This is a genomic window from Planosporangium mesophilum, assembly GCF_016863255.1.
Lineage (GTDB): Bacteria > Actinomycetota > Actinomycetes > Mycobacteriales > Micromonosporaceae > Planosporangium > Planosporangium mesophilum.
The window spans coordinates 23039-41299 of sequence record NZ_BOON01000030.1; the positions used below are offsets into that span (position 1 = coordinate 23039).

Sequence of the window (18261 nt, forward strand, 5' to 3'; positions counted from 1 at the left end):
CGTGGTTCGGGGCACCCCAGCTATGCCTCGGGGGATCTAGTCGGCATGATGGTCGGCGTGTTCTACGCGGTTATTCCCGCTGGCGGCAGCGGCACTCGGTTGTGGCCCTTGTCGCGAGCCGGTCACCCTAAGTTCCTGCACACGCTGACCGGTACGTCGGCCAGCCTGCTGCAGGCCACCGTCGACCGGCTCGGCCAGCTGGCCGAGCCGGAGTCGACCTACGTGGTGACCGGGGTGGCCCACGCCGCCGCCGTCGCACGGCAACTGCCGGCGCTGCCCGACGCGAACATTCTCGTCGAGCCGTCGCCGCGGGACTCGTGCGCGGCGATCGGCCTCGCCGCCGCCATCATCGCCGCCCGCGACCCGCACGCCGTGATGGGTTCGTTCGCCGCCGACCATCTCGTCCGCGACGGTGACGCCTTCGCCAGCGCGGTCCGCGCCGCCACCGACGGCGCCCGGGACGGCCTGCTGATGACCGTCGGCATCACCCCGACCCATCCCGAGACCGGGTACGGCTACCTGCGCTGCGGCGAGGCCGTCGGCGCCGGCCAGGTACGCCGGGTCGCGGAGTTCACCGAGAAGCCGCCGTACGAGGTGGCGGTCTCCTATGTGGAGTCCGGCGAGTACTTCTGGAACGCCAGCATGTTCATCTGGCGGGTCGACGTGTTCCTCGCCGAGCTGCTCCGTCAGCAGCCGCAGCTGCACGCCGGCCTGATGCGGATCGCGCACGCGTGGAACGGCGTGGATCGGGAGCGGGTCCTCGGGGAGGTGTGGCCCACGCTGCCGAAGATCTCCGTCGACTACGCGGTGATGGAGGGCGCGGCCGCCGCCGGCCTGGTCGGCACGGTGCCCGGTGACTTCGGCTGGAACGACGTCGGGGACTTCCACACCCTCGGCGACGTGCTCGAGCGCGACGAGCGCGGCAACGTCGTGATCGAGTCCGACGACGGCGCCGTCGGCAAGTCCGACATCCTGCTGCACGACACCGACCGCACCGTGGTCGTACCGCGGTCGGGCCGGCTGGTGTCGGCGGTCGGCGTGCACGACCTGATCATCGTGGACACGCCGGACGCGCTGCTGGTGTGCCCGCGGGACCGCGCTCAGGACGTCAAGAAGCTGGTCGACAGCCTGAAGGAGCGCGGCAACCCGCACGTGTAGAGCTAGCCCGGCACGCCCACCGCGAGCAGGCCGAGCGGCTCCTGGCCGGGCGGCAGGGCGGCCAGGCCGGTGATGGCCGCGGCCTCGGCCCGTACCCACGCGGTGGACAGACCGGCCGAGGCGAGCGCCGCGCGCAGCCGGTGGACGTCGGCGCCCGCGGCCGCGAGCGCCCACCGGTCGGCGGCGGCGGCCAGGTGCGGTACGACCACCTCGGCGGTACCGCTCGGTGCGAGGTCACGCAGCTTGTCGCGGACTCCGTGGTCGGTGACGTGGGTGAACGCGGTGCCGACCGGCCCGACGGTGGCGAGCGCCGCCGCGACCAGCTCGGGATCCACCGGTACGTGGGCGAAGCTCGTCGCGTCGGCGAGCGTGGCAGCCTCGGCGGCGCCCCGCGCCCGCGCCTCGGCGGTACCGAGCGAGAACATGTCCTGCTCGGCGTCGCGTACCAGGGCCCGGGCGCCCGGGCCGTCGTCGTCGGTCACACCGGGGTAGCCGCGGACCACGGCGACCGGCACCTGGTCGTACTTGCCCTTGACCAGTTCGCCGGCGGCGGCCAGCTCGTCGACGTCGGCCATCTCGGTGACCCGTAGCTCGTTGCCGTACGGGTCGACGTGCCCCCGGTAGTCGCGTACGGGCGCGACCCCCGCCGCGCCGATCGCCACGTCGGTGAGGCCCAGCCGCCACGGCCGGCCCATCGTGTCGGTGATCACGATGCCCACGCGCACGTCGTACCGCTCCCGCAGGGCGGCGCGCAGCGCCCGGGCCGAGGCGTCCGGATCGACCGGGAGGAGGACCAGGCGAGTCGGCTCGACGTTGGACGCGTCGATACCGGCGGCGGCCATCACCAGGCCGTGGTGGGTCTGCACGATGCGGGTCGGCCCGCGGCGGGCCACCACGCGGGCGGTCTCGGCGGCCAGTACGGCGTCGCGTACCGCGTCGCGCTCCGGCCCGCTCTCCGGCACCTCGACCAGGCGCCCCTCCGCCTTGCTCACGATCTTGCTGGTGACCACGAGGACGTCGCCGTCACGGATCCAGTCGGCGGCGACCATGACGAGCGCGGCCAGGTCGGAGCCGGGCGTGACCTCACCGATGCCGGTGACCGGGTGGATCTCAAGCACCAGCCACCTCCAGCGCGGCCCGCACGATGGCGGCGGTGGACGCCTCGTCGCGCATCCAGAGGTCGTGGCTGCGTACGGTCACGCCGGGGATACTGACGTCCGCGTCGGTCGGGTCGACCAGCCAGCCGTCGAGCAACCCGCCGGTACTCCGCGCGCCGTAGAGCCCGCCCACGCCGGCCGCGCTGCACTCGACCCCGACGGTGGCGAGGCACTTGTCGGCCATCCCGCGTACCGGCGCGCCGCCGATGATGGGGGAGACGCCGACGACCGGCGCGGTCAGGGCCTCCCGGATGCCGCCCACGGCGAGGATCGGCGCGATGCTCACCACCGGGTTGCTCGGCGCGACGAGGATCACGTCGGCGGCGCCCAGCGCGTCGAGGACGCCGGCCGCCGGCTTGCTGGCCTCCGCGCCGACGAAGACGAAGCGCTTCGCGGGAAGCTCGCCCCGGTAGCGGACCCACCACTCCTGGAAGTGGACGGCGCGCTGCTTGCCCTGCTCCTCCACCACGACGTGGGTCTCGGCCCGGTCGTCGGTGGCGGGCAGCAGGCGTACCCCCGGCTGCCAGCGTGTGGACAGCGCCTCGGTGACGGCCGACAGCGGGTACCCGGCGTCGAGCATCCGGGTGCGTACCAGGTGGGTGGCGATGTCGCGGTCACCCAGCCCGAACCAGGTCGGCTCGGCCCCGTACGCGGCCAGCTCCTCCTTGACGGTCCAGGTCTCGCCCCGGCGGCCCCAGCCGCGCTCCGGGTCGGCGCCGCCGCCCAGGGTGTACATCACGCTGTCGAGGTCGGGGCAGATGCGCAGGCCGTGCAGGGTCACGTCGTCGCCGACGTTGACCACGGCGGTCACCTCGGCACCGGACTCCCGCGCGACCGCGCGCACCCCCGTAAGGAACTTGGCCCCGCCGATTCCACCGGCCAGTACGACGATCCGCATGCCTGCCATCCTCGCGTACCGGCCCGACGCGGGCCCTTCGGGTCCGGTGGTGCGCCACGAGGGTCCGGCGCTGCACCACGGCGGGCGGTACGGGTACTAGGCTTCGATCCGGCGTTCCGGTTCACCGTGCCCGTCGCGCCCGGGCAGCCACTGACCGCCGACCCTCTGGGGGCAGCCGTGACCAGCCAGCCCAACGACACGCCGCCAGCCGCGCCGGCCGGTACGCCGGGCGACAGCGCGCCGTCCGGTCCGGTCGGCACCGCGCCCGCCGAACCGGCGGACAAGAGCATCCGTCAGCTCACCGAGCCGCTGCGGCAGCCCGCCGCGTTCCTGCTCCTCCTCGCGAACGCGCTGATCCTGCTGTTCGCGATGATCGACTTGATCGTGATCTTCGACGACTGGTCGGGGAGCTTCGTACAGCGGGCCGGCGGCACGTTCAGCAGCTTCGTCGGTCTGATCTCGATCGGGTTCCCGTTGCTGGCCGTGCTGCTCGCCCACCTCAAGCCGCGGGTGCCGCACGCCAGGGTCGTCACCGTCGTCGCGCTCGTGGAGTACGGGGTGTCGGCCGTCTTCGGCGCGCTGTGCCTGCTGGTGGACTTCCTGCACGGCGTGACGAACGGCCAGGCGATCCTCGGGATGAGCTCGGCCCGGCGGGCGTTCGAGGAGCTGCTGATCCGGGCCGGTGAGTTCGGACTGCTCGCCATCGCCGCGTTCGCCGTGTTCCAGATCTTCCAGGGCCTGTACCCGTCGGCCAGGCCGGCCCCGGCCCACCCGCCGTACGCCGGCGGGTACGCGCCCGGTTACGCGCAGCCGGGCTACCCCCAGCCGGGCTACCCCCAGCCCGGCTACGGCCAGCCCGGCTACCCCGCCGGGTACGCCCAGCCGACCCAGCCGGCCGGTTACGGCCAGCCGGGGTACCCGCCCGCCTTCCAGCAGTACGGTCAGCAGTACGGACAGCCGTACGGCGGGCAGCCCAGCGCCTGGGCGGCTCCGCACACCGAGGCCCCACAGGGAGCAGCGCCGCCGCAGGCATACGCTCCGGCGCCGGAGCCCCCCGCCGCCCCGGCTCCCGAGACCCCGGCCGCCGCTACCCCGCAGGCTCCCGAGACCCCGGAGAACAGGGACGACAACTCGGAGGCGACCCGGCCGATCCGGCCCGCGGTCGCCCCCGAAGGGCCCTCTGACCAGTGGAACCGTCCACAGGGCTGAGAGCCCCACCGCCCGCCCGGGTGCGGGCCGGGGTACAACGCCTACTGTTGATCGGGTGAGCACCGGTAGGAGCCAGCCGATATCCGACAGCGCCATCCGACGCGCGCTGCGCCGAGCCTCAGACGGGCGCCCGCTCGACCCGGCCGAGGCGACGACGTTGCTCTCCTCCCGAGAGGAGGCGTTCGACCAGCTGCTCGGCATCGCCGCCGGGGTGCGCGACGCGGGCCTCGCCGACGCGGACCGACCGGGCGTCGTCACGTACTCGAAAAAGGTCTTCATCCCGCTCACCCGGCTGTGCCGGGACCGTTGCCACTACTGCACGTTCGTGACGGTCCCGCACCGGGTCCCGGCACCGTACCTGGAGCGCGACGAGGTCCTGGCGATCGCCCGGCAGGGCGCCGCGATGGGCTGCAAGGAGGCCCTGTTCACCCTCGGCGACCGCCCGGAGACGCGGTGGCCCCAGGCCAAGGCCTGGCTGGAGGAGCGCGGGTACTCGTCCACACTGGACTATGTGCGGGCCTGCGCGATCGCGGTCCTCGAGGAGACCGGCCTGCTGCCGCACCTCAACCCCGGCGTGATGTCCTGGGCGGAGCTGCAGCGGCTGCGACCCGTCGCGCCGAGCATGGGCATGATGCTCGAGACGACCGCGACCAGGCTGTGGAGCGAGCCCGGTGGGCCGCACTACGGGTCCCCGGACAAGGAGCCGGCGGTCCGCCTGCGGGTACTGGAGGACGCCGGCCGCGTGGGGATCCCGTTCACCACCGGCATCCTGATCGGCATCGGCGAGACGCTCGCCGAGCGGGTCGACTCGCTGTTCGCGATCCGGCGGCTGTCGCGCGAGTACGGGCACGTCCAGGAAGTCATCGTGCAGAACTTCCGCGCCAAGCCGGACACGGCCATGCGTGGCATGCCCGACGCCGACCTGCACGACCTCGCCGCCACGGTGGCGGTCGCCCGCCTCGTGCTCGGGCCCAAGGCCCGCATCCAGGCGCCGCCCAACCTGATCGCGGGCGAGTACGAGCTGCTGCTGCGCGCCGGCATCGACGACTGGGGCGGGGTGTCCCCACTGACGCCCGACCACGTCAACCCGGAGCGCCCCTGGCCGCAGATCGACGAGCTGGCCCGCCGCAGCGCCGCCGCCGGCTTCGCCCTGCGCGAGCGGCTCACCGTCTACCCGGAGTACGTCCGGCGCGGCGAGACCTGGATCGACCCGCGGGTGTGGGGCCACGTGACGGCCCTGGCCGACCCGGTGACCGGGCTCGCGGTCGAGGAGGCGAGGGCGGTCGGCCAGCCGTGGCAGGAGCCCGACGGCGGGTTCCCCGACACCGGCCGGACCGACCTGCACGCCACGATCGACACGACCGGTCGCAGCGCCGACCGGCGCGGCGACTTCGACACGGTGTACGGCGACTGGGCCGAGGTCGCCGCGCACGCGGCGGCCGAGGACACGGCCGCCCGCCTGTCCACGGGTCCGGCCCGGCTCGGCGGTGACCTGACGGCGGCGCTGTCGCTGGCCGCCTCCGACCCGGCCGCGCTGCTCGACCCGGCCCGCGAGGCCGCGGCCCTCGCGCTGTTCACCGCCGACGGCACCGCGCTGGACGAACTGACCCGCATCGCCGACGGCTTGCGTCGCGACGCGGTCGGCGACGACGTCACGTACGTGGTCAACCGCAACATCAACTTCACGAACGTCTGTTACGTCGGGTGCCGGTTCTGCGCCTTCGCCCAGCGGGAGCGGGATGCCGACGCGTACCGGCTCTCGGTGGAGCAGGTCGCCGAGCGGGCGGAGGAGGCGTGGCTGGCAGGCGCGACCGAGGTCTGCATGCAGGGCGGCATCGACCCACAATTGCCGGTGTCGACGTACCCGGAATTGATTAAAGCGATCAAGAGGCGGGTACCGGGTATGCATGTGCATGCCTACAGCCCGATGGAGATCGTCACCGCGGCGGCCAAGGCCGGGGTGTCGGTGCGGGAATGGCTGACCGAGCTGCGCGACGCGGGCCTGGACACGATCCCCGGTACCGCCGCCGAGATCCTCGACGACGAGGTCCGGTGGGTGCTGACCAAGGGCAAGCTGCCCGCGGCGACCTGGATCGAGGTTGTGACCACCGCTCACGAACTGGGCGTCCGGTCCAGCTCGACGATGATGTACGGCCACGTCGACAACCCGCGGCACTGGCTGGGGCACCTGCGTACCCTCGCGGCGCTGCAGGACCGCACCGGAGGGTTCACCGAGTTCGTCGGGCTGCCGTTCGTGCACAACAGCGCGCCGATCTACCTCGCCGGGATCGCCCGGCCGGGCCCGACCTGGCGCGACAACCGGGCGGTGCACGCGATGGCCCGGATCCTGCTGCACGGCCGGATCGCGAACATCCAGTGCTCGTGGGTGAAGCTCGGCGACGAGGGCACCGTCGCGCTGCTGCGCGGGGGAGCCAACGATCTGGGCGGCACGCTGATGGAGGAGACCATCTCCCGGATGGCCGGCAGTGAGCACGGCTCCGCCCGTACCGTCGAGCAGTTGCACCGGATCGCGGCGACTGCGGGTCGACCGGCGCGGGAGCGGACGACCACCTATGCACTCGTGCACTGAACGTCGGCAATCATCCGATTGTCCGAATATGCCCGACGGTTCGCCGTCGGTTACCCCACGATCAGCGGAATTGGAATGCGCCACGCCGAACGGCGCGCCGAAATCGCGGAAAAGGGCGTTACCAACCGCCCGGCTGGGTCGGTAACAGTACGACACCGCGCGAATCGGTTCGGGTCCGACATCGGGCGAATCGGACGAGGACGGGGTGTTGGAGGGCAGGGCCTATTTATCAGGTTCCGCTTGACGACGCGAGCATTACACGCGTGTAATTTCACTGGGGATGCTCAATCAGGGCGCTGGGAAGCGCCATGTTTCGTGCAAATCGGAACGCGTTTCCGACGGGATGCGCCTTCCGCGTGGGGGGTTGCGTCGGCATGGCCGGCGCGCAAGAAGGAGGCACGCTGATGGACGGCCGAGGTGTAGTGGCCGACCTGCTAGGTGACGCGCCCGAGTGGCAGGAGCGCGCTCTGTGCTCCCAAACCGACCCGGAAGCGTTCTTTCCCGAGAAGGGGGGCTCGACCCGCGAGGCGAAGCGCATCTGCACGCGGTGCGATGTGAAGGCGGACTGCCTTGAGTACGCGCTCGGGCACGACGAGCGCTTCGGCATCTGGGGCGGACTGTCCGAGCGCGAGCGTCGCAAGCTCAAGCGCCGGGCGGCCTAGCAGGGGGACGCAGAGCTGGCACGAGGGCGGGTACCGGTCGGGGGATCGGGTGCCCGCCCTCGCCGCGTCCGCGGGCGGGCAGAGCCCGCGAACTGACGATCATGCGATTCGACGGTGGCGCCGTCCGTGCTGCCGTGCTCAACCTCGGCCGGACCCGGATCAGTCGAGATCCTCCGGCGCCACCCCGAGCAGGTTGGCGACCTGTTCGATGATCACGTCGTGCACGAGGTCGCCCAGGTCGTCACGGTCGGTCGCGCGGAACTCCAGCGGCCGCCGGTAGAGCACGATCCGGGGCGGCACGCCGTGGCGGCCGGGCCGGCCGGGCAGCAGCCGGGCCAGCGGCACGTCCCCGTCCTCGAGCACGTCGGAGTCGTACACGTTGAGGTCGGGCGGTACGTCCTCGACCGCGAACTCCACCCCGGCCAGCTCCTTGGAGAACCGCTGCTCCAGCACCTCCACCGCGTCGAGCACAAGATCGTCGAAGATCTCGGCGCGGGTCCGGGAGAGCGGCGCCGAGGCGGGCACGAGGCGGCCTCGCAGCCCCCGTCCGTGACGGTCGCGCCCGCGCCGACCAGGACCACCGTGGCCCGGGGCTGCGCTGGACGCTCCGCCGCCGTGGCCCGGGGTTCCGGCGGGACCTGAGGCTGCGCCGGAGGCTCCGGCGGGACCCGAGGCTGCGCCGGAGGCTCCGCGATGGCGTCGGTCGGGACTGGTCACGTCGCCAGATTAGCGCCGGCCTGCGACAAGACCGCACGGCGCGCCATCCGGTGTGTCCCATTCGTGATCGTCGTACCGGTGTGATGATCGGACTCGGCGTGTCGTGAGGCCAGCACGGCGTGCCATGAGGCGCGGGGCGATACCGTTCCGCCGTGAGGTCACCACGACGCTGCTCCCGCAATGGCTGTCCCCGGCAGCCCGTCGCGACGCTCACCTATGTCTACGCCGATTCGACCGCGGTGGTCGGTCCGTTGGCCGCGTTCGCCGAGCCACACTCGTACGATCTGTGCGAGCAGCACGCACGTAGCCTGACCACCCCGCGCGGCTGGGACCTGGTGCGTCACGACGGCGAGTTCGAACCCCCGCCGCCGAGCAGTGACGACCTCGTCGCGCTGGCCGAGGCGGTCCGGGAGGCGGCCAAGCCGCCGGTCCAGCGTGACGACCTCGGTGACGGCCTCGGGCAGCATCTGGGCCGCCGTGGCCACCTGCGCGTCATCCCGCCGGGCCGGTAGCTCAGCGTTCCGCGGGCGCCGCCCGCCACCCGCGAGAACAGCGCCGCTTACGAGACAGCGCCGCTTACGAGAACAGTGGGGTCAGTAGTCGGGCCAGCCGCGAGGACCGGCCGGTACGCGCCTCCTCGGCGTCTGACGCGCCGGCCAGCCGGAGACCGGCGTTGACGCCCACCCAGCGCAGTGGCTCCGGCTCCCAGCGCCGCGACCGGTGGCCGACCCACGGCAGCCGGACCCGCTCGCTGTCGACGCCGAGGATCAGGTCGGCGAGCGTACGCCCGGCGAGGTTGGACGTCGCGACGCCGTCGCCGACGTAGCCGCCGGCCCACCCCAGCCCGTCGCGCAGGCCGACCGACGGCATCCAGTCCCTCGGTACGCCCAGCGGGCCGCCCCAGGCGTGGCTCACCGGTAGCTCGTCGCCGAACAGGTCGGCCAGGGTCGCCCGCAGCGCGGCGAAGACGGCCGGCTCCCGGTCGTACGACGGCCGGACCCGCGACCCGAAGTGGTACGGCGCGCCCCGCCCTCCGAAGGCGAGCCGGTCGTCGGCGGTGCGCTGCCCGTAGATGATGAGGTGGCGGTGGTCGGAGAAGGTCTCGCGGCGGCTCAGCCCCACCCGGTCCCAGAACGCCGCCGGCAGCGGCTCGGTCGCGATCATCAGCGAGTACACCGGGGCGAGGGCGCGCCGCAGGCCGGGCAGGCCCGGCGTGTACCCCTCGGTGGCGCGTACCACCACGTCGGCCCGCACCGTCCCGGTGGCGGTGACCACCGCGCCGGGCCGCGCGGCGAGTACCCGGGTGCCCTCGTGGACGGTGACGCCCCGGCGTTCGACCGCTCCGGCCAGGCCACGGACCAGCCGCGCCGGGTGGATCGCGGCGCAGTCCGGCGTGTACGTGCCGCCGAGTACCCCGCAGGCGCCGCAGCGGGCCCGGGCCTCGGCGGCGGACAGCAGCGACAGGGGCAGGCCGTACTCCTCGGCCTCGGCCACCTCGGCGCGGGCCCGGTCGAGCTGGGCGGCCGACCGGGCCAGCACGACCGTGCCGCCCTTGGCGTAGTGGCAGTCGATCTGCTCGGCGGCGGCCACCCGGCCCACCTCGTCGACGGTGTCGCGCAGCGCCTGGTACAGGGCGACGGCCGGTCCGCGGCCATACCGGCGGGCGAGGGCGGAGACGGGCTTCGGGAACAGCGCGGAGCACCAGCCGCCGTTGCGCCCGGAAGCGCCGAAGCCGGCGTACTCGGCCTCCAGTACCGCGATCCGCAGCCCCGGGGCGGTGGTGGCCAGGTAGTAGGCAGTCCACAGTCCGGTGAAGCCGGCACCGACGATGGCGACGTCGACGTCCCGGTCGCCGGGGAGTGCGGGCCTGCGGGCCACGTTGTCCACACCGGACAACCAGTACGGCCCGGCCGCGGCTGGTCCGCCGGTCACGGCGCTCGGCGGTGACGTCGGGCCGGTGGACCAGCCGCGGTGCTCAATGGGCCACCCACGGTGCTCACATATGCGTCCAGGCCTCGGTGAGCACGCTCCGCAGGATCTGCTCGATCTCCGCGAAGTGCGACTCGTCGCAGACCAGCGGCGGGGCCAGTTGGATGACCGGGTCACCCCGGTCGTCGGCCCGACAGTACAGGCCGGCGTCGAAGAGCGCCTTCGACAGGAACCCGCGCAGCAGCCGCTCGCACTCCTCGTCGTTGAACGACTGCTTGGTGGCCTTGTCCTTGACCAGTTCGATGCCGAAGAAGTACCCGTCGCCGCGCACGTCGCCGACGATCGGCAGGTCGGTCAGGCGCTCCAGGTACGACCGGAACAGTCCGCTGTTGGCGCGCACGTGCCCGTTGAGGTCCTCGCGCTCGAAGATGTCCAGGTTGGCCAGGGCCACCGCGGAGGCGACCGGGTGCCCGCCGTACGTGATGCCGTGGGCGAACCAGCTCGTGCCGCCCAGGAACGGCTCGGCCAGCCGCTCCGAGGCGATCATCGCGCCGAGCGGGACGTAGCCGGAGGTCAGGCCCTTGGCAGAGGTGATGATGTCGGGCTGGTAGCCGTACCGGTCGGCGCCGAAGTACTCGCCGAGCCGGCCGAACGCGCAGATCACCTCGTCCGAGACGAGCAGCACGTCGTAGCGGTCGCAGATCTCGCGTACCCGCTGGAAGTACCCGGGCGGCGGCGGGAAGCAGCCGCCGGCGTTCTGGACCGGCTCCAGGAAGACGCACGCGACCGTGTCCGGCCCCTCGAACTCGATCGCCTCGGCGATCCGGTCGGCGGCCCAGATCCCGAACTGCTCCTCGGTCATGGACTGATCGGGACGCCGGTAGTAGTTCGTGTTCGGCACCCGGAACGTCGACGGGATCAGCGGCTCGAACTCCTGCTTGAGCACGGGCAGGCCGGTGATCGACAGGGCGCCCATCGAGGTGCCGTGGTACGCGACGGCCCGCGAGATCGCCTTGGTCTTCATCGGCTTGCCGACCTGCTTGAAGTAGCTACGCGCGAGCTTCCAGGCGCTCTCGACGGCCTCCGAGCCGCCGGTGGTGAAGAAGACCCGGTTGAGGTCGCCCGGGGCAAGCCCGGCGAGCCGGTCGGCCAGCTCGATCGCCGCGGGGTGTGCGTACGACCACAGCGGGAAGTACGCGAGCTCGGCGGCCTGCTTCGCGGCGGCCTCGGCCAGCTCGGTACGGCCGTGGCCGACCTGTACCACGAACAGCCCGGACAGGCCGTCGAGGTAGCGCTTGCCGCGCGAGTCGTACACGTACGGGCCGGAGCCGCGCACGATCACGGGTACGTCGGCCTCGGCGTACGCGGACAGCCGGGTGAAGTGCATCCACAGGTGGTCGCGGGCCGCCGCGTACATGGCATCGCCGTCGGTCATCGGGTCCCCCAGGCGTAGGTTTGCTTGGCTAGTTTGAGATAGACGAACGTCTCCGTCGCGGTGACGCCGGGGACGGTCCGGATGGTGTCGTTGAGGAGATGCAGCAGGTGGTCGTCGTCGGTACAGACGAGCTCGACGAGGAGGTCGTAGCCCCCGGCGCAGATGACGACGTAGTCGACCTCGGGGATCGCGGCGATCGCGTCGGCCGCCGCGCGCAGGTCCCCGGTCACCTTGATGCCGATCATCACCTGGCGTGCGAAGCCGAGCATGAGGGGATCGGTCACGGCGACGATCTGCATCACGCCACCGTCGAGCAGTCGCTGTACCCGCTGGCGGACCGCCGCCTCCGACAGCCCCACGATCTTTGCCAGGGCGGCGTAGGACAGGCGGCCGTCGCGCTGCAACTGTTCGATGATCAGCTTGTTCACGTCGTCCAGCACCGGCTCCACCACGCCATGGATTCTCTCGCGTGACCGCTCATTTATCAATGAAATCCGTCGGCAGACCGTGCCTATTATCATGATTCCGCAGAGTTGGGGGCACCGCAGGGTCGCGACGCCCCCATCTCCGGGGTAGGTGCGTCAGTCGCTGAGGACCTCCTCGCCGTGCTCGCCGACCGCGACACCCTCGCGCATCGTGGTGCCCCGGAAGTACTCCGGGCGCACCGCGTTCCACGCCACCATCAGCACGACGCCGACCAGGATCGAGCCGATGCCGAGGACGAACACGCCGCCGATGCCGAACGGCGACGTCTCGCTGTCGCCTCCCGCCGGGAAGCTGTCGATGGCGGTCTTGACGAACGCGACCAGCAGGATCACGCCGCCCAGCAGCGGCATGATCACCTTCAGCCACAGGTCCTTCGCCGTGCGGCCCGGCTCGTTGCGGAAGTACCAGGCGGAGGCGAAGCCGGTCAACCCGTAGTAGAACGCGATCAGCAGACCGATGGCCGCGATGAGGTCGTTGAGCGAACCCGGGCTCAACCAGGTGAGGCCGGCGTAGAACACGACCGACGCGATACCCATCGCCCAGGTCGACACGGTCGGTGTCTGGTAGCGCGGGTGGACGTCGCCGAACACCTTCGGTGCGGCCTTGTATGCGGCCATCGACAGCGTCGTCCGGGCGGTCGGCAGGATCGTGGTCTGGGTCGACGCGGCGGCCGACGACAGCACCGCGAGGAAGAGGAACTTCGCGCCCCAGCCGCCGAGCACCGCCTCGCCGATCCCGGAGAGCGGGTCGTCGATGGTGTCCGGGTTGGTCATGCCGATGCCGTCGGAGCCGACACCGGCGTACGCCTGGGCGGCCACCGTGACGATCACGTAGGTCGCCAGCAGGATCACCGTCGAGAGCACCGCGGCGCGTCCCGGGGTCACCGCGCGGTTGTCGGTCTCCTCGTTGACCGCGACCGCCGAGTCCCAGCCCCAGTAGATGAAGACCGCGAGCAGGAAGGCCGCCGACAGCGTCTTGAAGTCCATGCCGCCGCCGAACGGGTTGAACCAGTCCAGCGACGGGTGGATGGACTGGTCGCCGGCGCTGTTCGCGTACACCTGGACCAGTGCGACGACCGAGAACACCGCGAGGACGAGCAGTTCCAGGCCGAGCAGGACGACCTGGGTACGCGCCGACAGTTCGACGCCCCGCCAGGCGATCCAGGTCATGACGAGGATCCAGACGCAGCCCAGGCCGGTCACGGCCCACGTGTTGCCACCCAGTTCCTTGAGCCCCAGCAGGTCGAACGTGTACTTGCCGGCGATCTGGGCGAGGTTGGCCATCACGATGACGTCCGCGGCGACGATCACCCAACCGGTGAGCCAGCCGAGGCGCCGGCTGAACACGCGCGCCACCCAGGTGAAACTGGTGCCGCAGTCGGGGTCGACGTTGTTGAGCGCCTTGTACGCGTACGAGATGAACAGCATCGGGATGAACGCCAACAGCATGATGATCGGCCCCTTGGTGCCGACCTCGTCCGCGACGTAGCCCATGGTTGCCGCGAGGCTGTAGCCCGGAGCGGTCGAGGCCACGCCGATCACGACGGTCGATAACAGGCCGATGGCGCCGAGCCTGAGGCCCTTGTCAGCGGGCGACCGGGCCGGGGTCGCCGGGGGAGCGGAAGCGGTCATCGCAGCCATCCTCGGAGTGGGAGAGAGATCGACGTGCTGCGTTTATCGCAGGTTTGGATGCTCTTGACAAGGGTTTCCGTAGCAGTAACGTGCTTCGATAACGGTTTCAGTCTTACGTGGGCCGCCACGGTTACGTGGCTGTGCCCGTCTTCTGGTGAAAGGCGCACCCATGCGGGTACTTCTCGTGGGCGCCGGCGGCGTAGGTGCTGCCGCGGCCGGTATCGCCGCGAGGCGCGACTTCTTCGACGCGTTCGTCGTCGCCGACCATGACGCGGCGCGGGCCGAGAAAGCGGCGTCGGGCACCGGCGATCCCCGCTTCGTGGCCGCCCGGGTCGACGCCTCCGCGCCGGAGGCCGTCGCGGCGCTGTGCCGCGAGCACGGCATCACGCACGTGCTCAACGCGGTCGATCCCCGTTTCGTCATGTCGATCTTCTCCGGCGCGTACGCGGCCGGCGCGGACTACCTCGACATGGCCATGTCCCTGTCCAGCCCGCATCCGGAGCGACCGTACCGCGACTGCGGCGTCAAGCTCGGCGACGAGCAGTTCGCGGTGGCCGACGACTGGGCCGCCAATGGACGGCTCGCGCTCGTGGGCATCGGCGTCGAGCCCGGACTGTCCGATGTGTTCGCCCGGTACGCCGCGGACCACCTCTTCTCCCGCGTCGACGAGATCGGCGTCCGGGACGGCGCCAACCTGGTCGTGGACGGCTACGACTTCGCCCCGACGTTCTCGATCTGGACGACGATCGAGGAGTGCCTCAACCCGCCGGTGGTCTGGGAGGCCGACCGCGGCTGGTACACCACGGAACCGTTCTCCGAGCCGGAGGTCTTCGACTTCCCGGCCGGCATCGGGCCGGTCGAGTGCGTGAACGTGGAGCACGAGGAGGTGCTGCTGATCCCGCGCTGGGTCAAGGCCCGGCGCGTGACGTTCAAGTACGGCCTCGGCAACGAGTTCATCGAGGTGCTGAAGACGTTGCACAAGCTGGGGCTGGACTCGACCGGACCGGTGAAGGTCGGTGGCGTTTCGGTGGCCCCGCGCGACGTCGTGGCGGCGTGCCTGCCCGACCCGGCGACCCTGGGTGAACGAATGCGCGGCAAGACGTGTGCTGGAACCTTGGTTACGGGCCTGGACCGATCAAATCAGTATAAGTCGATATATCTTTATCACGTGGTCGACAATGAGTGGTCGATGCGCGAGTACGGCTCCCAGGCGGTCGTCTGGCAGACCGCCGTCAACCCGATCGTCGCGCTCGAACTGCTGGCATCGGGTACGTGGTCGGGCGTCGGCGTGCTCGGGCCGGAGGCGTTCGACGCCGTCCCGTTCCTGGACAAGCTCGTCGAGTACGGCTCCCCGTGGGGCATTCGCGAGCAGTGAGTCGCCGCGAGCACGGAACGCGGACACGATAAGCTGAGCCGCTCCCAGTAGCGATCTTGGAGTTGTGGCGCCGCTGCACCGCTGCCGCGGAGGCGGGCGGCAGGCGCCACAACTCCAGGGTCGTCAAAGTCGTCGATCATGACGCCAGTGCGGACCCCAGGATCTTCAGGCCGCGGGCGAGGTGCTCGTCGGAGATGACCAGGGGCGGCAGGAAACGCAGCACGTTGCCGTGCGTACCGCAGGTCAGCACCAGCAGCCCCGCCTCGTGGCACGCCAGCGCGACCCGCGCCGTCGTCACCGGATCCGGCTCGGGCCCGGTCGGCCCGGAGGCACCCGGCACCACCAGTTCGATGGCGAGCATGGCGCCACGGCCGCGTACCTCACCGATCGCCGGATGCCGTGCGGCCAACTCTTCCAGGCCCGGCCGGAGCACCGACTCGATCCGCCGCGCCGCGGCGCACAGGTCCAGCTCGCGCATGGTCTCGATGGCCGCGAGCGCGGCGGCGCAGGCGATCGGGTTCCCGCCGTACGTGCCGCCCAGCCCGCCGGGGTGCACGGAGTCCATCAACTCCGCGCGCCCGGTCACGCCCGCCAGCGGCAGCCCGCCCGCCATGCCCTTCGCCGTGGCGACCAGGTCGGGCTCGACGCCCTCGTGGGAGGACGCGAACCAGTCGCCGGTACGGCAGAAGCCGGTCTGGATCTCGTCGGCGACGAAGACCGCACCGGCCTCGCGCGCCCACGCCGCGATGGCGGGGAGGAACCCCGGCGCGGGTACCACGAAGCCGCCCTCGCCCTGGATCGGCTCGATCAGGACGGCCGCCACGTTCGAGGCGCCGACCTGTTTCTCGATGACCTCGATGGCGCGCACGGCGGCGTCCACACCGGACAGTCCGCCGTCGCGCAGTGGGTACGACATCGGCGCGCGGTACACCTCCGGCGCGAACGGGCCGAAGCCGTGCTTGTACGGCATCGACTTGGCCGTCATCGCCATGGTGAGGTTGGTGCGGCCGTGGTACGCGTGGTCGAACACCACCACGGCCGGCCTGCCGGTGGCGTGCCGGGCCACCTTCACGGCGTTCTCCACCGCCTCGGCGCCGGAGTTGAACAGCGCCGACCGCTTGTCGAACGTCCCCGGCGTCAGCGCGGCCAACTGCTCGCAGACGGCCACGTACTGCTCGTACGGGGCGACCATGAAGCAGGTATGGGTGAAGCGCTCAACCTGCTCGCGGACGGCCGCCACCACCCGGGGCGCGGAGTTGCCGACGTTGGTGACGGCGATGCCGGCGGCGAAGTCGACCCACTCCCGGCCGTCGACGTCGACGAGCGTGCCGCCGCCAGCACGCTCCACATAGGACGAGATGACGGAGCCGACGCCACGGGCGACAGCGGCTGCCCGCCGCTTGTGCAGCTCAGCAGACGACGACATCTAGGCCTCGATGTTGTGCATGACGTGCTTGACCCGGGTGTAGTCCTCCAGCCCGTACACCGAAAGGTCCTTGCCGTGGCCGGAGTGCTTGAAGCCGCCGTGCGGCATCTCCGCCACCAGGGGGATGTGGGTGTTGACCCAGACGCAGCCGAAGTCCAGCCGGCGCGTCATCCGCATCGCACGGCCGTGGTCGCGGGTCCAGACCGAGGAGGCCAGGCCGTACTTGACGCCGTTGGCCCAGCGCACCGCCTCGTCCTCGTCGGTGAAGCGCTGCACGGTGATGACCGGGCCGAAGATCTCGTCCTGGATGACCTCGTCGTTCTGGTTCAGCCCCGCGACGACGGTGGGGGAGTAGAAGTAGCCCCGGTCGCCCACCCGGGAACCACCGGCCCGCAGCTCGGCGTGGTCGGGCAGCCGGTCGACGAAGCCCGCGACCCGGGCGAGCTGGTTGGCGTTGTTGAGCGGGCCGTACAGGACGTCCTCGTCGTCGGGGGCTCCGGTCCTGGTGCCGCGGGCCTGCTCGGCGAGGGCGGCCACGAAGTCGTCGTGGATCCCGGGGGCGGCCAGCACCCGGGTGGCGGCGGTGCAGTCCTGCCCGGCGTTGAAGTAGCCGCCGATCGCGATCGCCTCGGCGGCGGCCTCCACGTCGGCGTCGTCGAAGATCACCACGGGGGCCTTGCCGCCGAGCTCGAGGTGGGTGCGCTTGAGGTCGGCGGCGGCCGCGGTGGCGACCTCCATGCCGGCGCGGGTCGAGCCGGTGATCGAGACCAGCCGGGGGGTGGGGTGGTTGACCAGGGCGCGGCCGGTGTCCCGGTCGCCGGTGACCACGTTGAGTACGCCCGGGGGCAGGAACTCGGCGGCGATCTCGGCCAGCATCAGCGTGGTGACCGGGGTCGTGTCGGACGGCTTGAGCACGACCGTGTTACCGGCGGCGAGCGCCGGGGCGATCTTCCACACCGCCATCATGAGCGGGTAGTTCCAGGGGGTGACCTGGCCGACCACCCCGATCGGCTCGCGCCGCACGTAGCTGGTGTGCCCGGCCAGGTACTCCCCGGCGGAGCGCCCCTCCAGCAGCCGGGCGGCGCCGGCGAAGAACCGGAGCTGGTCGACCGCCGGGGGGAGTTCCTCGTCCGTGGTCAGGCCGATCGGCTTGCCGGTGTTCTGGCTCTCCGCGGCGACCAGTTCGTCGGCGCGCGCCTCGACCGCGTCGGCAAACTTGAGCAGCGCCCGCTGCCGGTCGCCGGGCGTGGTGTCGCGCCAGGTCTCGAACGCCTTCTCGGCCGCCCGCATGGCGCGGTCGACGTCTTCCGCGCCGGAGACAGGGGCTGCCGCGAAGACCTCCCCGGTGGAAGGATCGATCAGGTCCGCGTACCGGCCGTCGGCCGGCTCACGCGCGGCTCCGTCGATGAAGTTGGAAAGTACACGCTTGTCGGGCATGCCTGGCCTCCAGCACTGATATCCGCCTTCAAAGCCACATCCTTCCATCGAATCCGCAGCAGGCAAGGCCGTATTTCGATCGTTTCCGTCGGTGCGGACCAGGGCTGAGGGTCCGGGGAGGGCGCGTGCCCGGTGTCGTCGGCGGAGCGTG

15 protein-coding genes are annotated in these 18261 nt (G+C 71.5%); 6 read left to right on the top strand and 9 right to left on the bottom strand.

The genetic code is table 11. The features are described from left to right. Positions 1 to 57: 57 nt before the first annotated feature. Positions 58 to 1158, top strand: coding sequence for a mannose-1-phosphate guanylyltransferase (locus tag Pme01_RS15535; protein WP_168116447.1), 1101 nt, complete (start codon positions 58 to 60; stop codon positions 1156 to 1158). A gap of 2 nt (positions 1159 to 1160) precedes the next feature. Here Pme01_RS15535 and Pme01_RS15540 read toward each other — a convergent pair whose 3' ends face one another. After that, entirely contained in the window at positions 1161 to 2279 is a 1119-nt protein-coding gene (locus Pme01_RS15540; RefSeq protein ID WP_168116466.1) for a coenzyme F420-0:L-glutamate ligase, read from the bottom strand. Next, positions 2269 to 3213 carry a 2-phospho-L-lactate transferase gene (cofD, locus tag Pme01_RS15545; protein ID WP_168116446.1) on the bottom strand — a complete coding sequence of 315 codons (945 nt, stop codon included), beginning with the start codon at positions 3211 to 3213 and terminating at the stop codon, positions 2269 to 2271. Before cofD ends, Pme01_RS15540 begins: the two co-directional genes overlap by 11 nt. A gap of 177 nt (positions 3214 to 3390) precedes the next feature. Between cofD and Pme01_RS15550 the strand changes: the two genes are divergently transcribed. The 3 genes from Pme01_RS15550 (at position 3391) to Pme01_RS15560 (ending at position 7674) form a co-directional block, all read left to right on the top strand. Further along, entirely contained in the window at positions 3391 to 4422 is a 1032-nt protein-coding gene (locus Pme01_RS15550; protein ID WP_168116445.1) for a DUF2076 domain-containing protein, read from the top strand. 55 nt (positions 4423 to 4477) lie between these two features. After that, the gene (locus Pme01_RS15555; protein WP_168116444.1) at positions 4478 to 7012 is read left to right on the top strand and encodes a bifunctional FO biosynthesis protein CofGH; all 2535 of its coding nucleotides are present in this window, start codon (positions 4478 to 4480) and stop codon (positions 7010 to 7012) included. A gap of 404 nt (positions 7013 to 7416) precedes the next feature. Beyond that, entirely contained in the window at positions 7417 to 7674 is a 258-nt protein-coding gene (locus Pme01_RS15560) for a WhiB family transcriptional regulator (protein WP_168116465.1), read from the top strand. Positions 7675 to 7833: 159 nt separating this feature from the next. Here Pme01_RS15560 and Pme01_RS15565 read toward each other — a convergent pair whose 3' ends face one another. Beyond that, positions 7834 to 8199 (bottom strand): metallopeptidase family protein, encoded by a 366-nt coding sequence (locus Pme01_RS15565; protein ID WP_203935655.1) that lies wholly within the window; start codon positions 8197 to 8199, stop codon positions 7834 to 7836. Positions 8200 to 8543: 344 nt separating this feature from the next. Between Pme01_RS15565 and Pme01_RS15570 the strand changes: the two genes are divergently transcribed. Then, positions 8544 to 8903 (top strand): DUF3499 domain-containing protein, encoded by a 360-nt coding sequence (locus Pme01_RS15570; protein WP_168116442.1) that lies wholly within the window; start codon positions 8544 to 8546, stop codon positions 8901 to 8903. Between the two features lie 64 nt (positions 8904 to 8967). Here the strand turns inward: Pme01_RS15570 and Pme01_RS15575 are convergent, their stop codons facing one another. The 4 genes from Pme01_RS15575 to Pme01_RS15590 all read right to left on the bottom strand — a co-directional run bounded on the left by Pme01_RS15575 (position 8968) and on the right by Pme01_RS15590 (position 13872). Next, a complete protein-coding gene (locus Pme01_RS15575) occupies positions 8968 to 10323 on the bottom strand; it encodes an NAD(P)/FAD-dependent oxidoreductase (RefSeq protein ID WP_168116441.1) in 1356 nt (451 codons plus the stop codon). A gap of 64 nt (positions 10324 to 10387) precedes the next feature. Beyond that, on the bottom strand, positions 10388 to 11755 hold the full coding sequence (locus Pme01_RS15580; RefSeq protein ID WP_168116440.1) for an aspartate aminotransferase family protein: 1368 nt from the start codon (positions 11753 to 11755) through the stop codon (positions 10388 to 10390). Then, entirely contained in the window at positions 11752 to 12216 is a 465-nt protein-coding gene (locus Pme01_RS15585; protein ID WP_373315490.1) for an Lrp/AsnC family transcriptional regulator, read from the bottom strand. Before Pme01_RS15585 ends, Pme01_RS15580 begins: the two co-directional genes overlap by 4 nt. A 120-nt stretch (positions 12217 to 12336) precedes the next feature. Then, positions 12337 to 13872 carry an APC family permease gene (locus tag Pme01_RS15590; protein ID WP_168116438.1) on the bottom strand — a complete coding sequence of 512 codons (1536 nt, stop codon included), beginning with the start codon at positions 13870 to 13872 and terminating at the stop codon, positions 12337 to 12339. A gap of 169 nt (positions 13873 to 14041) precedes the next feature. Here Pme01_RS15590 and Pme01_RS15595 point away from each other — a divergent pair, with 169 nt between their 5' ends. Next, the gene (locus tag Pme01_RS15595) at positions 14042 to 15247 is read left to right on the top strand and encodes a saccharopine dehydrogenase family protein (protein WP_168116437.1); all 1206 of its coding nucleotides are present in this window, start codon (positions 14042 to 14044) and stop codon (positions 15245 to 15247) included. A gap of 136 nt (positions 15248 to 15383) precedes the next feature. Here Pme01_RS15595 and gabT read toward each other — a convergent pair whose 3' ends face one another. Further along, the gene (gabT, locus tag Pme01_RS15600) at positions 15384 to 16673 is read right to left on the bottom strand and encodes a 4-aminobutyrate--2-oxoglutarate transaminase (protein WP_168116436.1); all 1290 of its coding nucleotides are present in this window, start codon (positions 16671 to 16673) and stop codon (positions 15384 to 15386) included. Further along, positions 16674 to 18110: a gamma-aminobutyraldehyde dehydrogenase gene (locus Pme01_RS15605; RefSeq protein WP_168116435.1), complete on the bottom strand. Its 1437-nt coding sequence runs from the start codon at positions 18108 to 18110 to the stop codon at positions 16674 to 16676. Positions 18111 to 18261 lie beyond the last annotated feature (151 nt).

What these genes read in the sequence shown, in the direction of transcription:
- cofD (WP_168116446.1), bottom strand. Translation starts at nt 3,213, where the DNA reads ATGCGGATCGTCGTACTGGCCGGTGGAATCGGCGGGGCCAAGTTCCTT.
- Pme01_RS15560 (WP_168116465.1), top strand. Translation starts at nt 7,417, where the DNA reads ATGGACGGCCGAGGTGTAGTGGCCGACCTGCTAGGTGACGCGCCCGAG.
- Pme01_RS15580 (WP_168116440.1), bottom strand. Translation starts at nt 11,755, where the DNA reads ATGACCGACGGCGATGCCATGTACGCGGCGGCCCGCGACCACCTGTGG.
- Pme01_RS15590 (WP_168116438.1), bottom strand. Translation starts at nt 13,872, where the DNA reads ATGACCGCTTCCGCTCCCCCGGCGACCCCGGCCCGGTCGCCCGCTGAC.
- Pme01_RS15595 (WP_168116437.1), top strand. Translation starts at nt 14,042, where the DNA reads ATGCGGGTACTTCTCGTGGGCGCCGGCGGCGTAGGTGCTGCCGCGGCC.
- gabT (WP_168116436.1), bottom strand. Translation starts at nt 16,673, where the DNA reads ATGTCGTCGTCTGCTGAGCTGCACAAGCGGCGGGCAGCCGCTGTCGCC.
- Pme01_RS15605 (WP_168116435.1), bottom strand. Translation starts at nt 18,110, where the DNA reads ATGCCCGACAAGCGTGTACTTTCCAACTTCATCGACGGAGCCGCGCGT.